This window comes from Bordetella bronchiseptica (assembly GCF_900636925.1).
GTDB lineage: Bacteria > Pseudomonadota > Gammaproteobacteria > Burkholderiales > Burkholderiaceae_B > Bordetella > Bordetella pertussis.
In genome coordinates this window covers 1,901,745-1,924,892 of record NZ_LR134326.1, presented here as the reverse complement: position 1 = coordinate 1,924,892, position 23,148 = coordinate 1,901,745, and the positions used below count along the sequence as shown (strand labels likewise).

Here is a 23,148-nt window from a genome sequence, read left to right as displayed (position 1 = left end):
ATCAAACGAGGGTGGTTTTGTAGTAGCGCTTGACGTGTTCGCTCAGGCGGTAGCCGCCCCCGGCCGCGGGCGGCTTGGCGGCGGCAGCCGACTCGCCGGACGCCTCGGGCCGCGCGCCGGGAAGCACGGTCGCACCGACAGCGGCGGCGCCTACCGTCGCTGCGCCGGCGAAGAACGCACGACGCGACAAGTTGGGTTGACGTTGCGACATGGCTGGCTCCTTCCGGACAACTGGATATGAAATTCTTTGCATAATGTACCCCGGCATATAGCTTCCGACAACCGCACCCGATGGTGCGGTGCCCGCATGCAGCGGCTTGAATACGAACCGATTTCATCTGGGGCGCGCGGCCCCTGGAACATCAGGCCATCATGTCGAAGGCCTGGGCCTCCACGCTGAAGAACGCGCGCGTGAATTCGGCCAGCGCGCCGTAGAAGCGCGCCGCGGGATGGGCCGCGATCGCATCGCACAAATCCGCGACCCACGGCCGCAGGTGGCGCGCGTGGAACTGGCGCTGCTGCGTCAGATTGGCCACGGCCACATCATCGCCGGCGATCAGGTAGCGCATCACCTCGCACAGGTAGGCGATGTGGTCCTCGGTCTCGGACATGGCCGCGTCGCGCCGCAGGCCCAGCGCGGCCAGGTCGTCGCGCAGCCCCACCAGCGGCTTTTCGTTCAGGAAGCCCGTCAGGTAGTGCGAGGCGAACAGATAGATATCGGGCTTGCCGACGCCGCCGAACAAGGCGTCGTATTCGGCCCGCACCGCGTCATCGCCCATCTCGGCCGCGCAGGCGACCAGCGCCTGCCACGAGGCCTCGAGGAACCCGCCCTGGTCGGGCGCCTGCCTGGGCGCGGCGCGCAGCTGCGCAAGCAGGTCGGACGGCGGCGGCGCATAGTACAGCTGCGCCAGCAGCCCGTAGATCTCGGCGCGGGCGACCTCTTCGTCGAAGCCCGGGGCGGCGATGGCGGCGGAAGTGACGGATACGTTCATAGGTCGGTGATCCGGGTTTCGTTTTCGGCGGAATACAGATCGATCACGCGGCAATCGCCGCACATTTTCAGCCGTTCCAGCGCCGCGCCCTGGAACATGGCGTGGCTGCCCAGGCGGCCGAGCATGGCTTCGACGCCCTTCTGGGTGCCGAAAGCCTTGTTGCACCGCACACAATGGAACGGCGCGCTTTCGTTCAGGACCACGGCCTCGCGGCGCCGCGGCGCAAGCAGCAGGCGCGGCACCAGCGTGATGGCATTTTCCGGACAGGTGGTGGCGCACAGGCCGCACTGCACGCAGTTCTTCTCGACCATGCGCAATTGCGGCGACTGCGGGTTGTCCAGCAAGGCGTTGGACGGACAGGCGCTGACGCAGCTCATGCACAAGGTACAGGCGTCGCTGTCGACGGCCACGGTGCCGAATGGCGCTCCCGCGCCCGGCTCGCCGGCCGGCAACGCGATGCTCTCGGGCGCGGGCGCCGGGGCATGCGCCACCAGGTGATCCAGCGCCAGGTCCAGCGTGCTGCGCTTTTCCTGCACGACCGCATGGCGCGCCGCCACGGCCGGCCCCTGGGCGGGCGCCAACTGCCGCAGCGCGGCATCGAGCGCCTGCGGCGTATCGGCCGGCACCAGGCTCAGGTGGGTGCCCGCATAGCCCAGCCCGTTCAGGATGGCCTGCGCCTGCGCGAATTGCGCCTGCAGGCCCTCCAGGTATTGCGGCGCCTCTTCGGCGGTGGTCAGCACGGCGATATGGCGCGCGCCGAACGCCACCGCCGACAGCCACAGATCCAGCCCGACGCTGGCCGTGTGCCATAGCGCCATCGGGATGACGTTGGCCGGTACGCCATCGGCCTGCTTGAGCGCCGCCTGGCGGCCGAGTTGCTCGACCAGGCGTGCGCCCTCCTGTTGGCTGTGCAGCAGCAGCATCGCGTCCTGGCCGCCGGCCTTGGCGTAGGTCGCCAGCAGCGTGCGCAGCTTCGAGCCCTGGTCGGTCGCGCGCGGATAGGCGTAGGTCAACGCGCCGCTGGGGCAGACGGTGGTACAGGCCCCGCACCCGACACACAGGTTGGGATTGACGACGATGCGCTGGTGGCGGCTGTCGCTGCTAATGGCGCGCGCAGAGCAGATATCGATACAGGCGCGGCAGCCGACGGTTTCGTTGCGGCTATGCGCGCACAGTTGCTGGCGGTAGTCGAAGAATTTGGGCTTTTCGAATTCGCCGACCAGCTCGCGCAAACGCAGCAAGGTCGCGGGCGCCTGGCCATCCCAGGTGAAATAGCCCTGCGGCGGCGCGTGCTGGGTGAACAGCGGCGTGCCGCCCAGGTCCAGCACCAGGTCGTATTGGTCGGTGAAGTTTTCCGGCGAACGCGAGAAATCGATCGCGCCCGCCACGCTACAGGCCTGCTCGCAGGCCCGGTGCGAGGTACATCGGGCCGTGTCGACCTGGTAGTCCAGGCCGATGGCGCCGTCCGGACAAGCGCTAATACAGGCGTTGCAGCGTGTGCACAGGTCCAGGTCGATCGGGTTGCCGCGGGTCCAGCGCAACTCGAACGCGCCCAGCCAGCCCTGCAGGCTGTCGATGCGTCCGCTCAGCACGGGGTAGCGGCGCTCCTGGGCGCCGCCCGCGCGGCCCGGCCCCTGGCCGAACAACGTGACATCGAGCACGTCGTCCAGCAAGGCCGCGGCCTGCTCGGCCTGGTCCAGCGGGCCGATGATCAGCAGGCGGCCGCCGCTCTTGTACGTCACGGTGGCGACCGGATCGGGTTCGGGCAGGTGCGCGGCCGCCAGCAAGGCGGCCAGCTTGGGCATGGCCTGGGCGGCGTCGCGGCTCCAGCCGCCGGTCTCGCGGATGTTGACGAAGCGTACCGGCGACACCGCGCCTTGCGTGGCGCCGCCCAGCTCGCCGAACAGGCGTTTTTCCTGGGTACAGGCGACGACCACGTCCTGGCCGTCGCGGATGGCCGCCTGGAATGCGCCGGCTTCGCGGCGGCACAAGGTGGAGTGCAGTGTCAGCGTTTCGCCGAGCGCCTGGCCCAATGCCTCGGGCTGCAGCGGCATCGTGCGATTGCAATCGCAGATCAAAGTAGTCATGGCAAACGGACTTCCTGGCTGTATCAATCGCGCCGCGGCTCGGCGTCGGGAAGCGGGCCGCCTGCCGGCCCGGCCACGTCGTCGCGCGGCAAGGCGGACTGTATCGCATCCGGCTCGCTCGCGGGCACGGCCGGCGCGGCGTCGGGCTCGGCCATGGCGCCAGGCGCCTGCTGCCCTGGGCCGCACGCGCCGTCCGCCGGCTCGCCCTGCCCCGGCGCGGGCTCGTCCTCCTCGAACAGCTTGAACACCTTGGCGCTGGCCATCCTGCGCACGGTCTCCTGGGGCAGGCCCTCCAGTTGCGTGTAGTCGTCGATGTAGACGTCCAGGCCGTCCATGACGTTGTAATGCGGATCGGTGAACAGTTTCTTCAAGGCCGCGTTCTTGACGTCGGGCGACACGCCTCCGGCCACGAACCGGGAAAAATCCGAATCCAGCGTCAGCGCCCGCACATCGTCCAAGGTGGGCAGCGGCAGGTCGGTTTCGGCGTCCGTGGCCGGGCCCGGCGCCTGGACGGGCGCCGCATCGGCGCGTTCGGGCGCCTCCTCGGGCCGGGCCGCAACGGCCGGCGCGCCAGCGAGCGGCGTATCGGCCAGCGACGCCTGCGCAACGCCGGCAGCCGGGTCGGCGGCGGCCTCGGCCTGCTGGCGCGCCTCGCTCTTGCGGCGCGACCAGCGGCCTATGAAGCCGGCCGGGTCCTGGCTCATGGTTCGCCTCCGCCGCGCTTCTTGGTGGTGCTGACCGAGGCCGGGTTGCCGAAGCGGTCCTGCAGGGGCTGGAAGCTGACCGGGCGCCGGCGCCGCTTGGGTTCCGGCACGTAATGGGCCTGCACGAACGCTTGCAGCCATTGGACGATGTACGCCGGGGCGGGGATCTGCTCCACCGTTTCCTGCGCATCGAGCCAGCGTCCGGCGTCGTGGTAGCTGAGCGTGACGATCTCGGGCCGCGCCAGCGGCTCGCTGGCCACGCCGGGTTCCTCCTCCATGCGCCACAACACGAACCAGCACGGCGCCGGCGCCGAAACATTGAGCAGATACCCTTCCGCGTCGTCCTTGAACAGGCGCACGGTAAGCCCCGGATGCAGCCAGCGCTGCTGGTTCTCGTCGTGGTAGAGCATGCGCGGCGCGCGGCCGAAGCCAGGCTCGTCGGGCACCACGTCCTCCAGCACCCAGCGGCTGTCCTGCCAACGGCTCATCTCGCCGACGATGCGCTCCTTGCGCATCACCACCGCGACTTCCATGCTCAGGGGAAGGGTATCGCTCATGGTTCGTCACCCGCCCGCGGGCGCGCGGCTGATGGAAATGGAAGAAAACTTGGACGAGTAGTCCTTGCCCATGGCGGCGACCGCCACCGCCACCTGGCGGGCCACGTCCTTGTACAGGCCGGCGACTTCGCCATCCGGGTCGGCCACCACCGAAGGCCGGCCGCCGTCGGCCTGCTGGCGGATGTCGATGTCCAGCGGCAAGGCGCCCAGGTAGGCCAGGCCGTAATCCTGCGCCATCCGCTGGCCGCCGCCCTGGCCGAAGATATGTTCGGCATGGCCGCACTGGCTACAGACGTGCACGGCCATGTTCTCGACCACGCCGACGATGGGAACGCCGACCTTCTCGAACATTTTCACCCCCTTGCGGGCGTCGAGCAAGGCAATGTCCTGCGGCGTGGTCACGATGACCGCGCCGGTCACCGGCACTTTCTGGCTGAGGGTCAGATGGATGTCGCCGGTGCCCGGCGGCATGTCGATGACGAGATAGTCGAGGTTCTTCCAGTTGGTCTGGCGCAGCAGCTGTTCGAGCGCCTGCACCGCCATCGGGCCGCGCCAGATCATGGCCTCGTCGGCGTCGACCAGAAAGCCGATCGACATCACTTGCACGCCGTAGTTTTCCAGCGGCTCCATGGTCTTGCCGTCTTCGCTCTGCGGGCGTCCCTCGATGCCCATCATCTGCGCCTGGCTGGGGCCATAGATGTCGGCGTCGAGCAGGCCGACGCGCGCGCCCTCGGCGGCCAGCGCCAGGGCCAGGTTGACGGCGGTGGTGCTTTTGCCGACGCCGCCCTTGCCCGAGGCAACCGCGATCACGTTCTTCACGTTGGGCAGCAGGGCAATGCCGCGCGGCACGGCGTGCGTCTCGATGACGCTTTGCATGTTGACCGAAACGTTGTCCACGCCGGCCACGCCGCGGGCCGCGGCAATCAGCGCGCGCCGCAGCGCCGGGATCTGGCTCTTGGCGGGATAGCCGAGCTGGGCATCGAACGTCACGTCCGCGCCGTTGACCTCGAGATTGCGGATCGCCCGCGTGGTGACCAGGTCCTTGCCGGTATTGGGGTCAATGACGGTTTGCAACGCTTGCAGTATGGATTCAGAGGCGACCATTTGGGCCTTCGATAGGGGTTCGACAAAGGGGGGCACGCCACGGTGGCGGCCATAAGCCGATCTTAGCAGAGCCCCCCCAGCGCGCACCGCTGCGGCCGACGGGGGGTCGTCTATACTGCCGCCATCGTGCCTGATGGATGCAAGCCACTCTCATGATAGACAAGAACGACATCACCGGCCTGATCCTCGCGGGCGGGCGCGCAAGCCGCATGGGAGGCGTGGACAAGGGCCTGCAGAATTTCCATGGCATGCCGCTGGCCATGCACACGCTGCTGCGCCTGGGACCCCAGGTTGGCGATATCATGATCAACGCCAACCGCAACCTGGCCGCCTACGAGGCCATGGGCGCGCCCGTCTGGCCGGACGCGCTGCCCGATTTTCCCGGCCCGCTGGCGGGCTTTGCCGCCGGCCTGGAACGCTGCGAGACGCCATACATGGTGACCGCGCCCTGCGACACGCCGAACTTCCCGGCCGACATGGTCAGCCGCCTGGCCGACGCGCTGAGCGCCGAGGACGCGCAGATTGCCATGGCGGCCACGTCCGCCGATGGCGCCCTGCGCACCCAGCCGGTGTTCTGCCTGATGCGCATCGACCTGCTCGACAGCCTGCTGGAGTTCCTGCACAGCGGCCAGCGCAAGACCGAGATCTGGGCCAACCAGCACCGCTGCGCCATCGTGCGCTTCGACGACGCCCAAGCCTTTGCCGGCGCCAACACGCTGGCCGAACTACGACAGCTGCAATCATGAACCACGCCCCCACCCCCAGCCTCGAAGAGATCGCTTCCTGTGTCAATGGCTACGACCCTGACGCGCTGCCCATCTCGCAGGCGCGCGAGTTCATCGATCGCCTGGTCCCGCGCCTGAACGCGGTCGAATGGCTGCCCCTGCGCTCGGCGCTGGGCCGCGTGCTGGCGCACGACATCGTCTCGACCCTGAACGTCCCGGCCCACGACAACTCGGCCATGGACGGCTATGCCTTCGCGGGCGCCGAGCTGGCTGGCGGGGCCGACACGCCCCTGCGGGTGGTCGGCAGCGGGCTGGCCGGCGACAACTACCAGGGCACGGTGGGGCCGGGCCAGTGCGTGCGCATCATGACCGGCGCGGTCATGCCCGACGGCCTGGACACCGTGATCCCGCAGGAGTTCGTGCGCCAGGACGGCGACGGCATCGTGGTGCCGGCCGGCGCCGTGCGCCCCGGCGACAACCGTCGCCTGGCCGGCGAAGACCTGGCGCTGGGCGAGAACGCGCTGACGGCCGGCCGCGTGCTGCGCCCGGCCGACATCGGCCTGCTGGCCTCGCTGGCCCAGGCCGAAGTGCCGGTCGTGCGCCGCCTGCGCGTGGCGTTCTTCTCCACCGGCGACGAACTGCGCTCGATCGGCGAGCCGCTGGACCCGGGCTGCGTCTATGACAGCAATCGCTACACCATCTGGAGCATGCTGCAGCGCCTGGGCGTGGAAGTGCTGGACCTGGGCGTGGTGCGCGACGACCCGCACGCGCTGGAAACCGCGTTCAGCGCGGCCGCGGACAATGCCGACGTGGTCATCACCTCGGGCGGGGTCAGCGTCGGCGAGGCCGACTACACCAAGAAAGTGATGGCCAAGCTGGGCGACGTGCTGTTCTGGAAGATCGCGATGCGCCCGGGCCGCCCCTTGGCCATCGGCCGCATCCACAGCAATGGCCGCGACGCCATCCTGTTCGGCCTGCCCGGCAATCCCGTGGCGGTAATGGTGACCTTCTACGCCCTGGTGCGCGACGCCCTGCTGGCCATGAGCGGCGCCACCGCGCAGCCCATGCCCTGGCTGCGCTGCGTGGCCGCCCAGCCCATCCGCAAGAAACCCGGCCGCACCGAGTACCAGCGCGCCATCGTGACGCCGGCGCCAGGCGGCGGCTGGCAGGCGGCGGTCACCGGATCGCAAGGCTCGGGGATCCTGCGCAGCATGAGCCAGGCCAACGGCCTGCTGGTGCTGCACCACGACCAGGGCAACATCGCCGCCGGCGAGCCGGTCGACGTGCTGCCGTTCGACGGCGTAATCTGACGAACCGACCCGCATGACACGAATCATAGGTTTTGCCGGATGGAGCGGCGCGGGCAAGACGCAATTGCTCTCGCGCCTGATCCCGTGCCTGAAGGCACGCGGCCACAGCGTCTCCACGCTCAAGCACGCCCACCATACCTTCGATATCGACACGCCGGGCAAGGACTCGTTCCGCCACCGCGAAGCCGGCGCGACCGAAGTGCTGATCGCCTCGTCGGCGCGCTGGGCGCTGATGCACGAACTGCGCGACGAACCCGAACCCGAGCTGGGCGAGCTGCTGGCGCGCATGTGCCCGGTCGACTTCATCCTGGTCGAAGGCTTCAAGCGCAACGCGCATATCAAGATAGAGGTGCATCGCCACGCCAACGGCAAGCCGTGGCTGTTCCCCGACGACCCGAGCATCGGCGCCATCGCCTGCGATGCCGCGCCGCCGCACGGCACCCTGCCGCGCGTGGCCCTGGACGACTACGACGCGGTCGCCGACCTCGTCGAACGCCTGGCCTGGCCGCTGGACACCACGATCGCGCGCCTGGCCGCGCCCGTCAGCCCGGCCTGAACGCGCGGCCTATTTGGCGGCCTGGCCGCGCGCCTGCTCGTACAGCGGCAATACCTTCTGCGAGGCCTGCTGCAATTCGCCGATGCGGGTACTGGCCGACGGGTGGGTGGACAGGAACTCCGGCGGCGCATTGCCGTCGGCCGCGCCCATTTTCTGCCACAGGGTGACGGCGGCGCGCGGATCGAAGCCGGCGCGCGCGGCCAGTTCGACGCCCATGCGATCGGCCTCGGTCTCGTGCGTGCGGCTGTTGGGCAAGGTGAACATGACTTCGGTCAGCTTGCCGCCCAGGTCGGACGCGCCGGGCGAACCGGTGGCCATGGACAGCACCGACAGGCCGATGCTGGTCGCCATCTGCTGCGAGACGCGCTCGCGCGCGTGCTCGCGCAGCGCATGCGCGATCTCGTGGCCCAGCACCGCCGCCAGTTCGTCGTCGGTCGGCTTGATCTGGGCGAGCAGGCCCGTGTAGACGGCAATCTTGCCGCCGGGCATGCACCAGGCGTTGACCTCGTCGACCGACAGCACATGCACTTCCCATGGCCAGTTGGCCGCGTCGGCGCGAAACACCCCGGTCTGCGCGATCAGACGCTGGGAAATGGCGCGCACGCGCGACAATTGCGCCGGGTCGCGGTCAAGCAGCCCCTTGGCGCGGGCCTCCTGGACGATCTCGGCATACTGCTGCCCGGCCTCCTGCACCAGCGCCTGCTCGGGCACCAGGCTCGACATGTATTGGGTGCGGTCCACGCCGATCGCGCCGGACTGCGTCGTGCTGACGCCGGCGCAGCCGGCCAGCAGCGCCAGGCCGGCCACGGCGGCGGCGCGCAGGAAAGTCTGGATGACGGATTTCATGGTTGCCTCCCTGGGCAAGGCACATGCGCCGCGCTATCCGCCGCACTGGGCGCGCTGGCGCAACGCATGGTCGATGAGCACCAGCGCCAGCAGCGCCTCGGCGATGGGCGTGGCGCGGATGCCCACGCAAGGATCGTGGCGGCCGAGAGTCTGCACCATCACCGGCTCGCCGGCGCGGTTGACCGAGCGCCGTTCGACCCGGATGCTGGAAGTGGGCTTGATCGCCAGCGACACGGTAATCGGCTGGCCGGTCGAAATGCCGCCCAGCACGCCGCCCGCGTGATTGCTGGCGAAGCCTTCCGGGGTGATCTCGTCGCCGTGCTCGGAACCGCGCTGCGCGATGCTCTCGAAGCCAGCGCCCAGCGACACGCCCTTGACCGCGTTCAGGCCCATCATGGCGTGGGCGATGTCCGCATCGAGGCGATCGTAGATGGGCTCGCCCCACCCCGCCGGCAGCCCTTCGGCCACCACCTCGATGCGCGCGCCGACCGAGTCGCCGTCGCGGCGCAGCTGGTCCATGTAGGCTTCCAGTTCGGGCACCACGGCCGCGTTGGGCGCGTAGAAGGCATTGCCCGGCACGTCGTCCCAGCTGGAGAACGGGATGGCGATGGGGCCCAGTTGGCTCATGTACCCGCGCACCCGCACCCCGAACTGGCCGGCCAGCCATTTCTTGGCGATCGCGCCGGCGGCCACCGTGGGCGCGGTCAGGCGCGCCGACGAGCGCCCGCCGCCGCGCGGGTCGCGCACGCCGTACTTGCGCCAATAGGCGAAGTCGGCGTGGCCGGGCCGGAAGGTGTCGGCGATATTGGAGTAATCCTTGCTGCGCGCGTCGGTGTTGCGGATCAGCAGCCCGATGGGCGTGCCCGTGGTGACCCCTTCGTACACGCCCGACAGGATCTCGACCTGGTCGGCTTCCTGGCGCTGCGTGACGTGGCGCGACGTGCCGGGGCGGCGCCGGTCGAGCTCGGCCTGGATGTCGGCGGCCTCCAGCGGCAGCCCGGGCGGGCAGCCGTCCACCACACAGCCGATGGCCGGGCCATGCGACTCGCCAAAATTCGTGACGCAGAAAAGGGTTCCCAGAGTATTGCCGGACATAAGAAGGCTTCGCGCGAAAACGGGGTTACGGTCAACCCCGATTATGACACTGCCGCGCCCAATTCCCGGATCCGCTCGGCCGAAACCGGCCTGCCCAGCAGAAAACCCTGCATTTCCCGGCACCCCAGCGCCTTGAGGATCTCGCGCTGCGCCGGCGTCTCCACCCCTTCGGCCACCACCGCCAGGCCCAGGGCCCGGCACATGCCCATCAGGGCCGACACCACCTCGCGGCTGACGGCGTCGAACTCGATCTCGGCCACGAAGCCGCGATCCAGCTTGACCCAGTCGATCGGCAGCCGGCGCAGGTGCGTCAGGCTGGAATAGCCCGCGCCGAAGTCATCCAGCGCCACCCGCACCCCCTTGGCGCGCATGCCATTGAGCGTGGCCACATGGCGCTCGTACTGCTGGATGAACAGCGACTCGGTGATCTCCAGGACCAGCCGCTGCGCGCTCAGGCGGCTGGCGGCCAGCGCCAGCGCCACCTGCGCGGGCAGCTCGTCGGCGTACATCTGGCGCACCGACACGTTGACGTGCAGGCGCCAGGCCGCCGGCCAGGTGATCGCGCGCGAACACGCCGTCTCCAGCACCCATGCGCCCAGCGGCACGATCAGCCCGGTGCGCTCGGCCAGTTCGATGACCAGCGCCGGAGAAACGTCGCCATGGACCGGGTGATGCCAGCGCAGCAAGGCCTCGCAGCCGTAGATGGTGCCGGTGACGCTGTCGCAGACGGGCTGGTAGCAGACCTCGAACTGATCCATCGAGGAAGAAACCAGGGCCACGCGCAGGTCGTGCTCGAGACCCTGGTAATGACGCTGGTGTTCGAGCATGGACGGCTCGAACATGTTCCAGGCCGCCCCGGCGCTCTCGTCCAGGTGCAGCATTGCGATATGCAGGGAGCGCTCGAGCTCGTCGAAACAGGCGCCGTGCTGGGCATACAGCGCCCCGCTGAGGCGGAACCCCACGATCAGGGGCTGGCCGCGCAACTCGTACGGCTGCGACAGCGCATCGAGAACCTCGGGCGCCACGTCGCGCGCCGAGCGCGGGTCCAGATCGGGCGCCCACACCATGAACGAGTCCGAAGAATGGCGCGCCACCTGGAAATAATCGGATTGCATCTGCAAGCGCTGCGCAATCATGGCCAGCAGCAGCTTGTTGTCTTCGAGGCCGAGCATGGCGCTCAGCTCGGGATGGTGCACCACTTCGACCAGGAACATCGCCCCGCTATATACACGCTGGCGCTTGCCGAGCACCAGCGCATGCACGCGGCGGCGCAATTCGCCCACGGTCAGCGCATCGGTCAGCGCATCGCGTGCCATCTGGCGGCGCAGCAAATATCCTTTGATACAGAAGAAAACTCCAACCGCCGCCAGCGCCATGCCCGGCAACAGCCATTGCCCCACCAGGTCATCCAAGCCCACTGAGCCCCCTATTCGCGAGTACAGCGCCCGGCTTCAGACACCGCTTCTCCTATTTGTACCTATTGCCACGAAATTATGCATGATTCAGTCCCAATCGAATGGGCTATTTGCGGCAGATTTTGCCCTTGACTCCGGCTAGTCAACCGGATTGGCTTGTTGCATGCCTATTTCGTAATGTTTTGAATATTTCAAATAAAACTGACTACACTATACAAAACCGTGTCTTCCGTCCCCCAACCTGCCTTCGTCATGTCCATTTCCCGGCGGCTTTTCCTCAGCGTCGTCCTGCTGGCGGGCCTGCTGGTCATCGGCACCCAGGCTGCCGGGCTGGCGGCGAACTACCGGGCGTCGGTGGAACGCCAGAAGCGCCATGTCGAAACAGCGGCTGCTTCGCTGGCCTGGGTGCTGTCGCAATCGCATACGACGCCCGCGCAATGGCAGACCCTGGCGACCGACCTGCAGCGGCATGGCGGCTATGCACTGGTGCGCATACAGGAGCACTACACCGGGCGGATGATCGAGGCGGGCCAGCTCAGCGAGGCGCCGGCGCGCGCCGACGGCTCGCTGCAGCAGGGCCGCGCCTCGCAGATCGTGGCCACGCGCACCTTCCGCTCGGCCAACGGAACCTATGTCGGCTCGGTCGCCGTCTACAACCCGGTCATCCCCATCCTGGAAGCCCCCTTCCTCACCGAAAGCGTGGCGCAGCTGGTGCTGATCGTCGCCGGCCTGCTGATCTGGTACAGCTATATGTCGCGCCTGCACGACAGGCTGCAACGCGGTCCGCTGAAACGGCTGGCCGACAACCTTGCCCATATCGGACAGGCCGGCGTCGATCCGAAACTGGCCGAAGGCCTGCCGCGCGAACTGCAGCCGCTGGGCACGGCCCTGGTCCAGTCGCACCAGCGCGTCCATGACCAATTGAGGCAGCAGCGCGCCCGCATCGACGCGCTGGAGAACGAGACGTACCACGACCCCGTCACGCGGCTGCCGAACCGCAAGTTCTTCAACGAAAGCCTGCGGCGCGCGGTGCAACGCGACGGCGGCGTCGATGGCCATCTGCTGATTTTCCGGCAGCGCGACATGGCGGAGATCAACCGCCAGATGAAACGCGAGGCGACCGATCAATGGCTGCGCCTGGCCTGCGCGCAATTGAGCAAAACCATCAAGGAGCAGGCCGGCGCCGGCGCGGTGCTCGTACGCATCAACGGTTCGGACTTCGCCGCCCTGCTGCCCGGCCTGCCCTCGCCGCGCGCGGCCGTGCTGGCCGAAAGGCTGCGGCGCGAACTGCGCGTGCTGCGCCTGCCCCTGCGCACGCACGGGTGGTGCCGCTGGGCCATGGCGCTCACGCCCTATACGGTGGGCGAACAAGTCAGCGACATCCTGGCTCGGCTGGACCATGCGCTGATGCGCGCGGAAATCGCCGAGAGCGACGAAGTCGAGCCCGCGTTCAGCCAGACCGGCAATCGTATCGATGGCGAGTACGGCTGGCAGGACATCCTGACGCGCGCGCTCGAACAACACCGCTTCTTCCTGACGCTGTACCCGCGCCAGGACGCCGAAGGCCAGGTGCTGCATACCGAAGCGCAACTGACGCTGCGCGACCAGGATTCGCCCGAACCCCTGCACGCGCAACTGTTCATGCCCCCGGCTGCGCGCCTGGGACTATCGGCCGATTGCGACATCCAGGCGATCCGCATGAGCATGGACCAGCTGGTCGCGCGCGACGGCGACATGGTCGTGCGGGTGTCGCTGCCTTCGCTCGAGCAGGCGCATTTCCTCAAGCGGCTGGAGGACGTGCTGCGCGATCGTCCGGAGCAGGCCGGGCACCTGATCATAGAAATCGACGCACACGGCCTGGTCGACTATTTCCACAACGTACAGGCGCTGTGCGAGATCGCCGCGCGCACCGGCGTGCGGGTCGGCGTACGCCGGCTGTCCGAACAGTTCGCGGCGCTGGAGCGCTTGCACCAGCTGCCGCTGGCGTACCTGAAGATCGGCGGATCGTTCGTCCAGGGCATCACCCGCAGCCCCGGCAACCAACAGCTGGCCGACACCGTCATCCAGGTGGCCCGCACCCTGGACATACCAGCCTATGCCGAAGACGCCGAAGAGCCGGCGGCGCGCGAGCTGCTGCAGGCGATCGGCTTTCGTCTCATGCAGGAGGCCGACAACGCCGACTTCCTGGCGCCTCGCCACAACTGGATCGCCGACCTGCCCGCCGCCGCCCCGGCCGCCGCCGAGGACAACGGCGACACGGCCGCCCACGCGCCCACGCGCACGCGCGCCACCGACGGGCGGCCCTGGCCGCCGCATGAACTGGGCATGCAGCGCAAGCGCCAGGAACAGTCGGACCGGCGCCTGGCCGAAGTGGCGCGCGCGCTGGAGGCGCAGCGCCAGGTCCATGCGCTGCTGTCGCACGAACTGCGTACACCGGCGGCCACCATCAGCGCGGCGGCCCAGTCGCTCGAAATCATCCTGGCCGGCAGCGGACAGGAAGTCGACAGCCGGCTGGCGCGCATCCGCCGGGCGGTGACGCGCATGATCGAACTCATGAACCAGGTGCTCAGTCCCGAGCGCTTGCGCGACCAGGCCCTCACGCCACGGCCCGAACCGATCGAGCTGGGCGAACTCGCGCGCGACACGGTCGAAGGCATGCGGCTGGATACGGCGCATCCGCTGGTCCTCAATGCCGAGGCCGCGGTGCCGGCCTGGTGCGACCCGCTGCTGACGGCGCTGGTGCTGCGCAACCTGATCCACAATGCGGTCAAGTACTCGCCGGCCGACCAACCGGTGCATATCGATGTAGGCCTGTCGTATGGCGCGCACGGCGCCACGGCCTGGGTGGCGGTCACCGACCGTGGCCCGGGCATCAGCGACGACGAATCGCAACGGATCTTCGAAGAGCATTACCGGCGGGCCGCCCACCGCGAAACGCCCGGCAGCGGACTAGGGCTGCACCTGGCGCGCCAGATCTGCCAGAGCCAGGACGGCACCTTGACCGTGCAAACCCAGCTTGGCCAGGGCGCGCGCTTCGTGATGACCTTGCCGACTCCCGGCCAGGCCTACACCGACGGCGGCAACGCTCAGGCGGCGAACACGTAGCCCTGGCCGCGCACCGACAGCACCGGCAACTTGAAACCGGCCGACTGCGCCTTGGCGCGCAGGCGGCTGACCATCACGTCGACACGGCGCGGCTCGAAGTCATCGGGATTGCCAGGCTGGAAAGCCTCGGCCAGCATCTGCCGCGTGACGGCATCGCCGCCGCTTTGCAGCAAGGAGGTCATGAAGATGCGCTCCTGCGCATTGAGATGCAGCGACACGCCATCGGGCCCCACCAGCACCCAGCCGCCCTCCTGCAGCGACCAGCCACCCACGCCGCGCTGCGTGTCGCCGGCGGACGCGGGCGCCTGGCCCTGTGCGCCACGCGCCAGGCGCATGCGGCGCGCCAGGCTGCGGATCACCGAACTGAGCTCGAGCAGGTCGACCGGCTTGGTCAGGTAGACATCGGCACCGCCTTCGAGCCCGCGCACGCGGTCCTCCAGAGCGCCCCGGCCGGTCAGCATGACAATCCCCGTCGTGCTTTGCGCGCGCAGGCGCGTGGCGACGGAAAAGCCATCCTCGCCCGGCACATTGGCGTCAAGAATCACAATATCGCAGGACTGCGATTGCAAGAATCGATACAGGGACGGCGCGTCGCCGCACGCGCACACCACGTTGAACCCGTACCCGCCAAGGCCCAACGCCAACTCGTCGCGAAAGTCCTCATCGTCTTCAAGCAACCCGATACGCAGGAGTCCATCTGCAACCAGCATAGGCACCTCAACTCGGAAACCATCGGATCGGCCGCATTGGAAAACCATTCCGCGCAGCGCGACGCGTTACTCGCAAATTATTACAAATTTTACTTATATTTGGGAGGATTTTCCCGAGTTTATTTCTTGACGTGAATCAATCAGGACGAACAACTGACTTCCAGCCCAGCTGCCCAGTCTGGTGCCAATCCGGCGTATGCGTCGTACCCTGGCTGCTGTTTGTAGGGATTACGCAACAGTTTGAGCAGAATATCGATCTCGCCGGCATCGCCCCTGGCTGCCGCGCGTATCGCCTGCTCGGCCAAATGGTTGCGCAATACATACAGTGGATTGACCTCGTCCATGGCCGCGGCGCGCGCCTGGGCGGCTCGTCCGTCGCTTGCGTGGCGCGCAGCCAGCCGGTCGTACCAGGCGCCGGCGGCCGCCCGATCGATGAACAGGTCCTCGAACGGCTGGCGCTGCCCGCGCACCGCCTCGCCCAGGCGGCGAAACGCAAGCGTGAAATCGGCGCCTTGCTGGTGCATCAGCTGCAGCAGGTCATCGAGCAGGGTTTCATCCTCGGGCAGGAATTGCGGCAAGCCCAGCTTGCCCGCCATGCGGCCGTGAAACGCCTGCGTGAACACGGCCTCGTAGCCATCGAGCACCGCCCGCAGCGCCTCGGGATCGGGCGCCAGCGTATGCAGGCTGCTGGCCAGCCTGTAGAGATTCCACAGGCCCACCGACGGCTGGCGATTCCAGGCGTAGCGCCCCTCGCTGTCGGAGTGGTTGCAGATGTGGCCGAGCTGGAACGTGTCCATGAACCCGTACGGCCCATAGTCCAGCGTGAGGCCGAGAATGGACATGTTGTCGGTATTCATCACGCCGTGGCAGAAACCGACCGCCTGCCAGTCGGCCATCAGGAGCGCGGTGCGCCGGGTGACCGCCGCCAGCAGGCCGAGAATCTCGCCATGCTCGCCGTCCAGCCGGCCCGCGCCCGCCACGCGGCATTCGGGGTAGAACCTGTCGATGACGTAATCGGCCAGCACGCGCAGCTGTTCCGGCTGGCGGCGCGCCGACCAGTGCTCGAACGAGCCGAACCGCACGAAGCTGGGCGCCATGCGCGTCACCACGGCGGCGGTCTCGACGGTCTCGCGCATGACCGGGTCATCGGACACCACCAGGGCCAGGGAGCGCGTGGTGGGAATGCCCAGGCCATGCATGGCCTCGCTGGCCAGATACTCGCGCACCGACGAGCGCAATACCGCGCGCCCATCGCCCATGCGCGAATACGGCGTCATGCCCGCGCCCTTGAGCTGCAGCTCCCAGCCGCCAGCGGGGCCGCGCACCTCGCCCAGCAAGTGGGCGCGCCCATCGCCCAGCTGGCCCGCCCATACGCCGAACTGGTGGCCGCTGTAGACCGCCGCCAGCGTATCGCCGCCCGGCAGCGGGGCATGGCCGGAAAACACATCGAGGAACGCCTGGGTGGAAAACTCCGCCGGATCCAGCCCGATCAGGGCCGCCGCCTCGGCATTGGCGTGCAGCAGCCGCGGCGCGGCCGGCGGGCGCGGCTGCAGGCGCGTATAGAACTCGGCCGGCAACGCGGCGAAACTGTTGTCGGTAGGCAGATCCTGCAGGCGTAGCCATTTCATGCGCGCGACCTCCGGGCGGCCCGCTTGGCCGGCCTGACATACAGGATGGCGCACAGGAAAAAACCGCCGGACAACACGATTTCAACGCCGCCCAGGGCCGCCGACAGCGGCGCGGGATCCGACATGGCGCGCACCACGCCTTCCATCAGGTACAGCAGCACCAGCATCGCCGCCCACTGGAATGTATAGAGATTGCCGCGCAGCACGCCGCGCAGCGGAAACGCCAGCGGCAAGGCCTTCAGGAACAGCCACGACCCGCCCGGGCGGATCGGGGCCAGCACGGTTTCCCAGGCCACGCACAGCACGATCAGGGCCAGCAGACAGGCCGCCGCGCCACGGCGCAGCGTCGGGTTGAGTTCAGCATTCATGCTGCTATTATCGCCTGATGGAGCCTCACGCCGAATCCGCCGCCGCCGGACAGGCGGCCCCGCCCGAAAAACGGCGCGCCTCATGGTTCACGCGCATGGGCCGGGTCGTGCGCTTCGCGGGCCAGCGCGCCGACGAGCAGAAGCTGTTGCAGGTGGCCTCGAGCCTGACGTTCACCACCGTGCTGGCCATCGTGCCGATGCTGGCCGTCGTGCTGTCGCTGTTCACGGCGTTTCCCGTATTCCAGGAATTCCGGGTTGCGCTGGAAGACTTCCTGGCCAACAGCCTGATGCCTCCGTCGGTTTCCGACAACATCATGGACTACCTCAACCAGTTTGCCCGCCAGGCCACGCGCCTGACGGCCATCGGCGGCGCGTTCCTGATCGTCACCTCGCTCTTGTTGATCATGACCATCGACAAGACCTTCAACGACATCTGGCAGGTGACCCGCCAGCGCCCGCTGCCGCAGCGCGCCCTGGTCTACTGGGCCGTGATCACGCTGGGTCCGGTGGTCGCCGGCGCCAGCCTGTGGGCCACCTCGTTCGTGGCGCGCGAATCGCTGGGCCTGGTGCGCGATGTGCCCGAAGCGGTCAGCGTGGCGATCTCGTTCATCCCGCTGGTGCTGACCGGACTGGGCTTTGCCGCCCTGTTCGTGGTGGTCCCGAACCGCCGCGTGTACTGGAAGGACGCGCTGGTGGGCGGCTTCGGCACCGCCATCGTGCTCGAGCTGATGAAGGCCGGCTTCGCCTATTACCTGACGCGCTTTCCGGCCTACACGGTCATCTACGGCGCGTTCGCGACATTGCCCATCTTCCTGCTGTGGATCTACCTGTCATGGCTGGCGGTGCTGTTCGGCGCAACGGTGGCCGCCAGCGCGCCGCTGATCCGGCTGGGCCGCTGGGAGATCAACCGGCACGCGGGCGCCCCCTTCATCGACGCGCTGGGCGTGCTGCGCGTCCTGCATGCGGCGCAGGGCAGCCGGCCGGCCGGACGCAGCGCCAACGCGCTGGCCAAGCGCCTGCGGCTGCACCACGACGAATTGAACGCCGTGCTCGAAGCGCTCGAGGACATGGGGCTGGTGGCGCGCACCGCCGAACAGCGCTGGGTCTTGACATGCGACCCGCGTACGACCACGCTGGAACCTGTATTCGACCGTTTCCTGCTCGATCGCGGCCAACCGCGGCTGCGCGACGAGCCCGAAATCGCGGCGGTTGCCGCCGGCGTATTGGGGCAAGGTCCGGACCCGACACTGGCAGATCTTGCCGGGGTGGCGCAAAATACGGATATCGGCCCCGCCGCGGCGGTTCTGCAGCTGGAGACGGGCAAAAAGTAGCAAAGTGGGCGCGCCCAGCGCCCCGGGAGGAACATCATGTTGAAAGTCAGCGAGATTCTGCGCGTCAAGGGTGACACGCTATACACCGCGTCGCCCGATACTCACGTGTCCGTGGCGGTACAGACCATGAGCGAGCAGGATATCGGCTCGCTGGTCATCATGGAATCGGGAATGCTGGCCGGCATGCTGACCTTCCGCGAAATCATCCGCCATATCGACCAGCATGGCGGCAACGTGGGCGACACCACCATCCGCGCCATCATGGACGACGCGCCGGTCAGCGTGTCGCCCAACACGAGCGCCGACGAAGTCCAGCGTCTGATGCTGGAAAAGCACGCGCGCTATATCCCCGTGATGGACGGCCCCACGCTGTTGGGCGTGATCTCGTTCTACGACATGGCCCAGGCCATCGTGGCCGCCCAGCAATTCGAAAACAACATGCTGAAGGCCTACATCCGCGACTGGCCGATGGAGTCGGCGCCGTCCAAGCCCTGATACGGCAGCGCTAGACCGCCGGCAGCGGATCGGCGCAAGCGTCGCGCTCGCGCGGCGCGCCCTGCAGGCTGCGCCATGCCTCGTACAACAGCGACGGGTCATTGGCCGCCAGCCGCACCGGGTCCGACAACAGGCGGCGCCAGCGCCGCGCCCCCGCCTGCCCGTTCACCAGGCCCAGCAAGGGCCGCGTCATCACGCGCAGCGGCACGCCGCGCGCAATCTGCGTCGCGGCGTATTGCATCATTGCATCGACCACCTGCGCGTCGCTGGGCAGCCGTATGGCCGGCCACCATTGCAAGGACACCTCGGACAGGACCCGCGGCGTATGCCAGGCCGCTCGACCGAGCATCACGCCGTCAAACTCGCCGGCCACCGCCCGCGCGGCCTGCGCATCGGCCAGCCCGCCATTGAGCACGATCACGCAATCGGGAAAATCGCGCTTGAGCTGGCGCGCCACGTCGTAGCGCAGCGGCGGAATCTCGCGGTTGTCCTTGGGGGACAGGCCCTTGAGCACCGCGTTGCGCGCGTGCACCACGAACACCCGGCAGCCGGTATCGTAGATCTGGCCCACGAAATCGCGCACGAAGCCATATGACTCGTCATAGTCCAGGCCCAGCCGGTGCTTGACCGTGACCGGGATATCGACGGCGTCCTGCATGGCTTTCATGCAATCGGCGACCAGCCCCGGCTCGGCCATCAGGCAGGCGCCGAAGGCGCCGCGCTGGACCCGTTCGGACGGACAGCCGCAGTTCAGATTGATTTCGTCGTAGCCCCACTGGCGGCCCAGCCGCGCGGCCTGCGCCAGCGCATCGGGCTCGCTGCCGCCCAGCTGCAGGGCCACCGGATGCTCGGCGGCATCGAAATCCAGGTGCCGCGCCACATCGCCATGCAACAGCGCGCCGGTCGTGATCATCTCGGTGTACAGACGCGCGCGCGGCGCCAGCAGCCGGTGGAAATAGCGGCAATGGCGGTCGGTCACGTCTATCATCGGGGCGACGCACAGTCGCCAGTCGGGAGAGCTCAAGAATCACTCGCAGGGCAAAAACATGCCGTATTTTACGGCCTGCGGGCCGGGCCGCCGGCCGCGGCCACGCGTCCGGTGGTCTACAATCCCCGCGCAGCGCAGCGATAAGCGTCCCTCCAACCCCTCACCCCGCAGATCAATGGCCGTTTTCACTTCCGTTTCCGACCAGGACGCCCGCACCCTGCTGGCCCGCTTCGACCTCGGAGACCTGGTTTCGCTGCGCGGCATCACCGCCGGCATCGAAAACACCAACTTCTTCCTGAATACGACCCGCGGCGAGTACGTACTGACGCTGTTCGAGGTGCTGACGCAGGAACAGCTGCCGTTCTACATCGAACTGATGTACCACCTGGCCGCGCGCGGCATCCCCGTCCCCCAGCCGCAGACGCTGCGCGACGGCACGCGGCTGACCACCCTGCACGGCAAGCCCTGCGCCATCGTCACCCGCCTGCCGGGCGGCTACGAGCCCGCTCCGGGCCCGGACCACTGCCGCCTGGCGGGCGCCACGCTGGCGCGCGCCCACCTGGCCGGCCAGGACTTCCCGCTGCGCCAGCCCAACCTGCGCGGACTGCCCTGGTGGCAGGCCACGGCGCCCAAGGTGCTGCCGTTCCTCGAGCCCGGGCAGGCGCGCCTGCTCGAGGCCGAGCTGGCGGACCAGCAGGCCCATGCCGCCACCGCGCTGTGGCAATCGCTGCCATCCGGCCCGGCCCATTGCGATCTGTTCCGCGACAACGTGCTGTTTGCCGGCACCTTCGACGACCCGCTCATGGGCGGCTTCATCGATTTCTATTTCGCGGGCTGCGATACGTGGCTGTTCGACGTGGCGGTCAGCGTCAACGATTGGTGCATCGTGCGCGACACCGGCGAATTCGTGCCCGAACTGGTACACGGCTGGCTGCAGGCCTACGCCGAGGTCCGCCCGTTTACGGATGCGGAACGCCAGGCCTGGCCAGTCATGCTGCGCGCCGCCGCGCTGCGCTTCTGGCTGTCACGCCTGTACGATTTCTACCTGCCCCGTCCCGCCCAGACCCTCAAGCCGCACGATCCGCGGCACTTCGAAAGAGTGTTGCAAGCGCGCCACCGCCATCCGGCCCCCGACTTGCCCAAATCGGAGGCAGCCGCATAATGTTGGTTGAGTGTTCTGTCCCCGTCCATTCGTAGCGAAACCTATGCAAGCAGTATCTCTACCTGCGATTTCCGGCTGGCAATGGGTGCGTGACGGCCTGCGCCTGTTCATGAAACAACCGCTGGCCATGTTCACCTGGGCGATGGCGATCAGCCTGTTGCTGCTGTTCGCCACCTACACGCCACTGGTGGGCCCCCTGCTGTTCGTGGCGCTGATGCCCAGCATCACGCTGATGACCTTGTCGGCCTGCAAGCACGTCGAAGCCGGCCGCGTCATGCTGCCCTCGATGTGGTTGCAGCCGCTGAAAAAGCCCGGCGTATTCAAGAAACTGTTCCTCATGGGCATGCTGTACGTCGGGCTATGCCTGGCCGCCGGCCTGCTGGCGTTCCTGCCGTTTTCCAGTTCGCTGGCCGAAGGCGTCCGCATGGCCTCGGCCAACAACCTCGCGCCCATCATGACGGCCATGCGCGCGCCGCTGCTGGTGTTCACCGCGCTTTACGTGATCATCGCCGCCGTGTTCTGGCATGCTCCCGTGCTGGTGGGCTGGCACGGCCTGCGGCTGTTGCAGGCGCTGTTCTTCTCGGGTATTGCCTGCTGGCGCAACAAATGGCCGTTCCTGGTGTACGGCGTGGTCTGGATCCTGGTGTTCCTGTTCATCGACCTGTGCATCGGCCTGCTGATCGGCATGGGCGTGCCCGACACGCTGGCCGGCACCTTGCAGGTTCCCGTCACCATCATCGCGGGCGGCGTGCTGTATTGCAGCTTCTACCCTGCCTATACCTCCGTGTTCGGGGTCAATGACGCCCACGCGGGTCTCGACAACAGCGACAGCGCGCACGCATAGCGCGCCGCGCCAGGGCCTCAGCCCGCGCACCAGCCGCAACACGCGGCCGTCGCGGCCGACGAACGCCACGTCGATGGCATAGGCCATGCCCCAGGTATGGACAGCCCGGCATGGCGCCAGCAGCAGGCCGCTGCGCGGCCCCGGAGGACGGCGCCGGCCCAGCAACCCGACCAGCCGTCCACGCCAGCCGCGTGCGCGCGCCAGCCGCAGGCGCAGGCGCATCACAGGCCACCCTGCAACAACGCGTACCCGATCGGGAATGCCAGCACGATGAACGTGCACGGGAAGATGCACGCGATCAACGGCAACAGCATCTTGACCGGCGCCTCCATGGCCAGGCGTTCGGCCCGCTGATGGCGTTCTGCGCGATAGCGCGTGGCCAGGCCGCGCAACATGGGCCCCAGGCTCATGCCCTGCGCGTCGGCATGCGCCAGCGCCCCTACCCAGGCCCGCACGGGCGGACTGTCGGCCCGCGCCGCCAGCGCCTGCATGGCCTGGCGGCGCGGCATGCCGGCACGCATATCGCACAGGGCCTGGACCAGCAGCTCGCGCAGCGGGCCCGGCGGCCCGTGACTGGCGGCCTGCTGCAAGGCGCCGTGCATGCCGAGGCCCGCTTCGGCGCACAAGGTCATGAGGTCGAGGATGAATGGCAGTTCGCGCGCGATACGCTGTCGCCGCCGCGCCGCGCAGCGGCGCAGCCACAGCGCCGGCCAGGCGCCTGCCGCGCAGGCGGCTGGGGCAAGCGGCAGCCATGCCCGCCAGCCATCGGCCAGGCTGGCGGCTGTCATGGCGACGACGCCCCCTAGCCAGGCCATCCACAGGCTCAAGGCCGCCACCTCGCACGGGCGCACCAGGCCATCGCAGCCCGCCCTGACGATGGCCCGCTCGATGACGGCGCGCATGCGCCATGACAGCAGACGGTCGCACCATGGCAGCAACGGCCCCAGCCAGGGCCTGCAGCAGCGCCAGGCGCGCGGCAGGCGCCACGCCGGCGGGCCGGGGGCGGGCTCGGGCCCGCACGCCGCCGCCCAACCCGCGCCGCACCACCCGCGCAACAGGGCGAGGCACGCCCAGCCTGCCGCCACGCCCGCCACGCTCGCCGCCAACCACAGCCACATGCCCGGCT

The 23,148-nt window shown here is 68.4% G+C and carries 22 protein-coding genes; 8 read left to right on the top strand and 14 right to left on the bottom strand.

Features of this window, described 5'->3' with window-relative positions:
• Position 1: 1 nt before the first annotated feature.
• The 6 genes from EL288_RS08970 to apbC all read right to left on the bottom strand — a co-directional run bounded on the left by EL288_RS08970 (position 2) and on the right by apbC (position 5,444).
• The gene (locus tag EL288_RS08970) at positions 2-211 is read right to left on the bottom strand and encodes a hypothetical protein (RefSeq protein WP_023853518.1); all 210 of its coding nucleotides are present in this window, start codon (positions 209-211) and stop codon (positions 2-4) included.
• A gap of 151 nt (positions 212-362) precedes the next feature.
• On the bottom strand, positions 363-992 hold the full coding sequence (locus tag EL288_RS08965) for a TorD/DmsD family molecular chaperone (protein ID WP_003812672.1): 630 nt from the start codon (positions 990-992) through the stop codon (positions 363-365).
• The gene (locus EL288_RS08960) at positions 989-3,079 is read right to left on the bottom strand and encodes a 4Fe-4S dicluster domain-containing protein (RefSeq protein WP_172607923.1); all 2,091 of its coding nucleotides are present in this window, start codon (positions 3,077-3,079) and stop codon (positions 989-991) included. Before EL288_RS08960 ends, EL288_RS08965 begins: the two co-directional genes overlap by 4 nt.
• 23 nt (positions 3,080-3,102) lie before the next feature.
• Positions 3,103-3,783 carry a DUF3306 domain-containing protein gene (locus EL288_RS08955; RefSeq protein WP_033458860.1) on the bottom strand — a complete coding sequence of 227 codons (681 nt, stop codon included), beginning with the start codon at positions 3,781-3,783 and terminating at the stop codon, positions 3,103-3,105.
• A complete protein-coding gene (locus EL288_RS08950; RefSeq protein WP_003812677.1) occupies positions 3,780-4,340 on the bottom strand; it encodes a DUF3305 domain-containing protein in 561 nt (186 codons plus the stop codon). The genes EL288_RS08955 and EL288_RS08950 overlap by 4 nt, the downstream gene beginning before the upstream one ends.
• Positions 4,341-4,346: 6 nt before the next feature.
• Positions 4,347-5,444, bottom strand: coding sequence for an iron-sulfur cluster carrier protein ApbC (apbC, locus tag EL288_RS08945; protein WP_003812679.1), 1,098 nt, complete (start codon positions 5,442-5,444; stop codon positions 4,347-4,349).
• A gap of 152 nt (positions 5,445-5,596) precedes the next feature.
• Here apbC and mobA point away from each other — a divergent pair, with 152 nt between their 5' ends.
• From mobA to mobB, 3 genes are read left to right on the top strand one after another with little or no spacing between them, the layout of a single operon-like run.
• Positions 5,597-6,190: a molybdenum cofactor guanylyltransferase MobA gene (mobA, locus tag EL288_RS08940; protein ID WP_033446521.1), complete on the top strand. Its 594-nt coding sequence runs from the start codon at positions 5,597-5,599 to the stop codon at positions 6,188-6,190.
• Positions 6,187-7,479: a molybdopterin molybdotransferase MoeA gene (gene moeA, locus EL288_RS08935; protein ID WP_003812683.1), complete on the top strand. Its 1,293-nt coding sequence runs from the start codon at positions 6,187-6,189 to the stop codon at positions 7,477-7,479. Before mobA ends, moeA begins: the two co-directional genes overlap by 4 nt.
• Positions 7,480-7,492: 13 nt before the next feature.
• A complete protein-coding gene (gene mobB / locus EL288_RS08930; RefSeq protein WP_003812685.1) occupies positions 7,493-8,035 on the top strand; it encodes a molybdopterin-guanine dinucleotide biosynthesis protein B in 543 nt (180 codons plus the stop codon).
• A gap of 9 nt (positions 8,036-8,044) precedes the next feature.
• On the opposite strand, the gene EL288_RS08925 is transcribed toward mobB, so the two are convergent.
• Genes EL288_RS08925 through EL288_RS08915 form a run of 3 tightly spaced genes read right to left on the bottom strand, consistent with a single transcriptional unit; the run spans position 8,045 to position 11,394 of the window.
• Positions 8,045-8,881, bottom strand: a complete 837-nt coding sequence (locus EL288_RS08925; protein ID WP_003812687.1) for a M48 family metallopeptidase — start codon at positions 8,879-8,881, stop codon at positions 8,045-8,047.
• Between the two features lie 33 nt (positions 8,882-8,914).
• Positions 8,915-9,976: a chorismate synthase gene (aroC, locus tag EL288_RS08920; RefSeq protein ID WP_003812688.1), complete on the bottom strand. Its 1,062-nt coding sequence runs from the start codon at positions 9,974-9,976 to the stop codon at positions 8,915-8,917.
• Positions 9,977-10,017: 41 nt separating this feature from the next.
• Entirely contained in the window at positions 10,018-11,394 is a 1,377-nt protein-coding gene (locus EL288_RS08915) for a putative bifunctional diguanylate cyclase/phosphodiesterase (RefSeq protein WP_003812691.1), read from the bottom strand.
• A 249-nt stretch (positions 11,395-11,643) separates the two neighbouring features.
• Here EL288_RS08915 and EL288_RS08910 point away from each other — a divergent pair, with 249 nt between their 5' ends.
• Positions 11,644-14,496 carry an EAL domain-containing protein gene (locus tag EL288_RS08910; RefSeq protein WP_033458864.1) on the top strand — a complete coding sequence of 951 codons (2,853 nt, stop codon included), beginning with the start codon at positions 11,644-11,646 and terminating at the stop codon, positions 14,494-14,496.
• On the opposite strand, the gene EL288_RS08905 is transcribed toward EL288_RS08910, so the two are convergent.
• The 3 genes from EL288_RS08905 to EL288_RS08895 form a co-directional block, all read right to left on the bottom strand.
• Positions 14,478-15,206, bottom strand: a complete 729-nt coding sequence (locus EL288_RS08905) for a response regulator transcription factor (RefSeq protein ID WP_010930182.1) — start codon at positions 15,204-15,206, stop codon at positions 14,478-14,480. The two genes, EL288_RS08910 and EL288_RS08905, sit on opposite strands and share 19 nt — an antisense overlap.
• A 140-nt stretch (positions 15,207-15,346) precedes the next feature.
• Complete coding sequence (locus EL288_RS08900) at positions 15,347-16,834, bottom strand: protein adenylyltransferase SelO (RefSeq protein ID WP_003812698.1); 1,488 nt, start codon at positions 16,832-16,834, stop codon at positions 15,347-15,349.
• Positions 16,831-17,202 (bottom strand): DUF2069 domain-containing protein, encoded by a 372-nt coding sequence (locus tag EL288_RS08895; RefSeq protein WP_003812700.1) that lies wholly within the window; start codon positions 17,200-17,202, stop codon positions 16,831-16,833. Before EL288_RS08895 ends, EL288_RS08900 begins: the two co-directional genes overlap by 4 nt.
• Positions 17,203-17,219: 17 nt before the next feature.
• Between EL288_RS08895 and EL288_RS08890 the strand changes: the two genes are divergently transcribed.
• Positions 17,220-18,533 carry a YihY family inner membrane protein gene (locus EL288_RS08890; RefSeq protein WP_003812701.1) on the top strand — a complete coding sequence of 438 codons (1,314 nt, stop codon included), beginning with the start codon at positions 17,220-17,222 and terminating at the stop codon, positions 18,531-18,533.
• 36 nt (positions 18,534-18,569) lie between these two features.
• Complete coding sequence (locus EL288_RS08885) at positions 18,570-19,028, top strand: CBS domain-containing protein (protein ID WP_003812703.1); 459 nt, start codon at positions 18,570-18,572, stop codon at positions 19,026-19,028.
• A 10-nt stretch (positions 19,029-19,038) separates the two neighbouring features.
• Here the strand turns inward: EL288_RS08885 and dusA are convergent, their stop codons facing one another.
• Positions 19,039-20,052 (bottom strand): tRNA dihydrouridine(20/20a) synthase DusA, encoded by a 1,014-nt coding sequence (gene dusA / locus EL288_RS08880; protein ID WP_003812705.1) that lies wholly within the window; start codon positions 20,050-20,052, stop codon positions 19,039-19,041.
• A gap of 139 nt (positions 20,053-20,191) precedes the next feature.
• Between dusA and EL288_RS08875 the strand changes: the two genes are divergently transcribed.
• Positions 20,192-21,178: a homoserine kinase gene (locus EL288_RS08875; RefSeq protein ID WP_003812707.1), complete on the top strand. Its 987-nt coding sequence runs from the start codon at positions 20,192-20,194 to the stop codon at positions 21,176-21,178.
• Between the two features lie 43 nt (positions 21,179-21,221).
• Positions 21,222-22,022: a BPSS1780 family membrane protein gene (locus EL288_RS24435; protein ID WP_003812709.1), complete on the top strand. Its 801-nt coding sequence runs from the start codon at positions 21,222-21,224 to the stop codon at positions 22,020-22,022.
• A gap of 221 nt (positions 22,023-22,243) precedes the next feature.
• On the opposite strand, the gene EL288_RS08860 is transcribed toward EL288_RS24435, so the two are convergent.
• Entirely contained in the window at positions 22,244-23,140 is an 897-nt protein-coding gene (locus EL288_RS08860) for a type II secretion system F family protein (RefSeq protein ID WP_003812711.1), read from the bottom strand.
• Between the last annotated feature and the right edge of the window lie 8 nt (positions 23,141-23,148).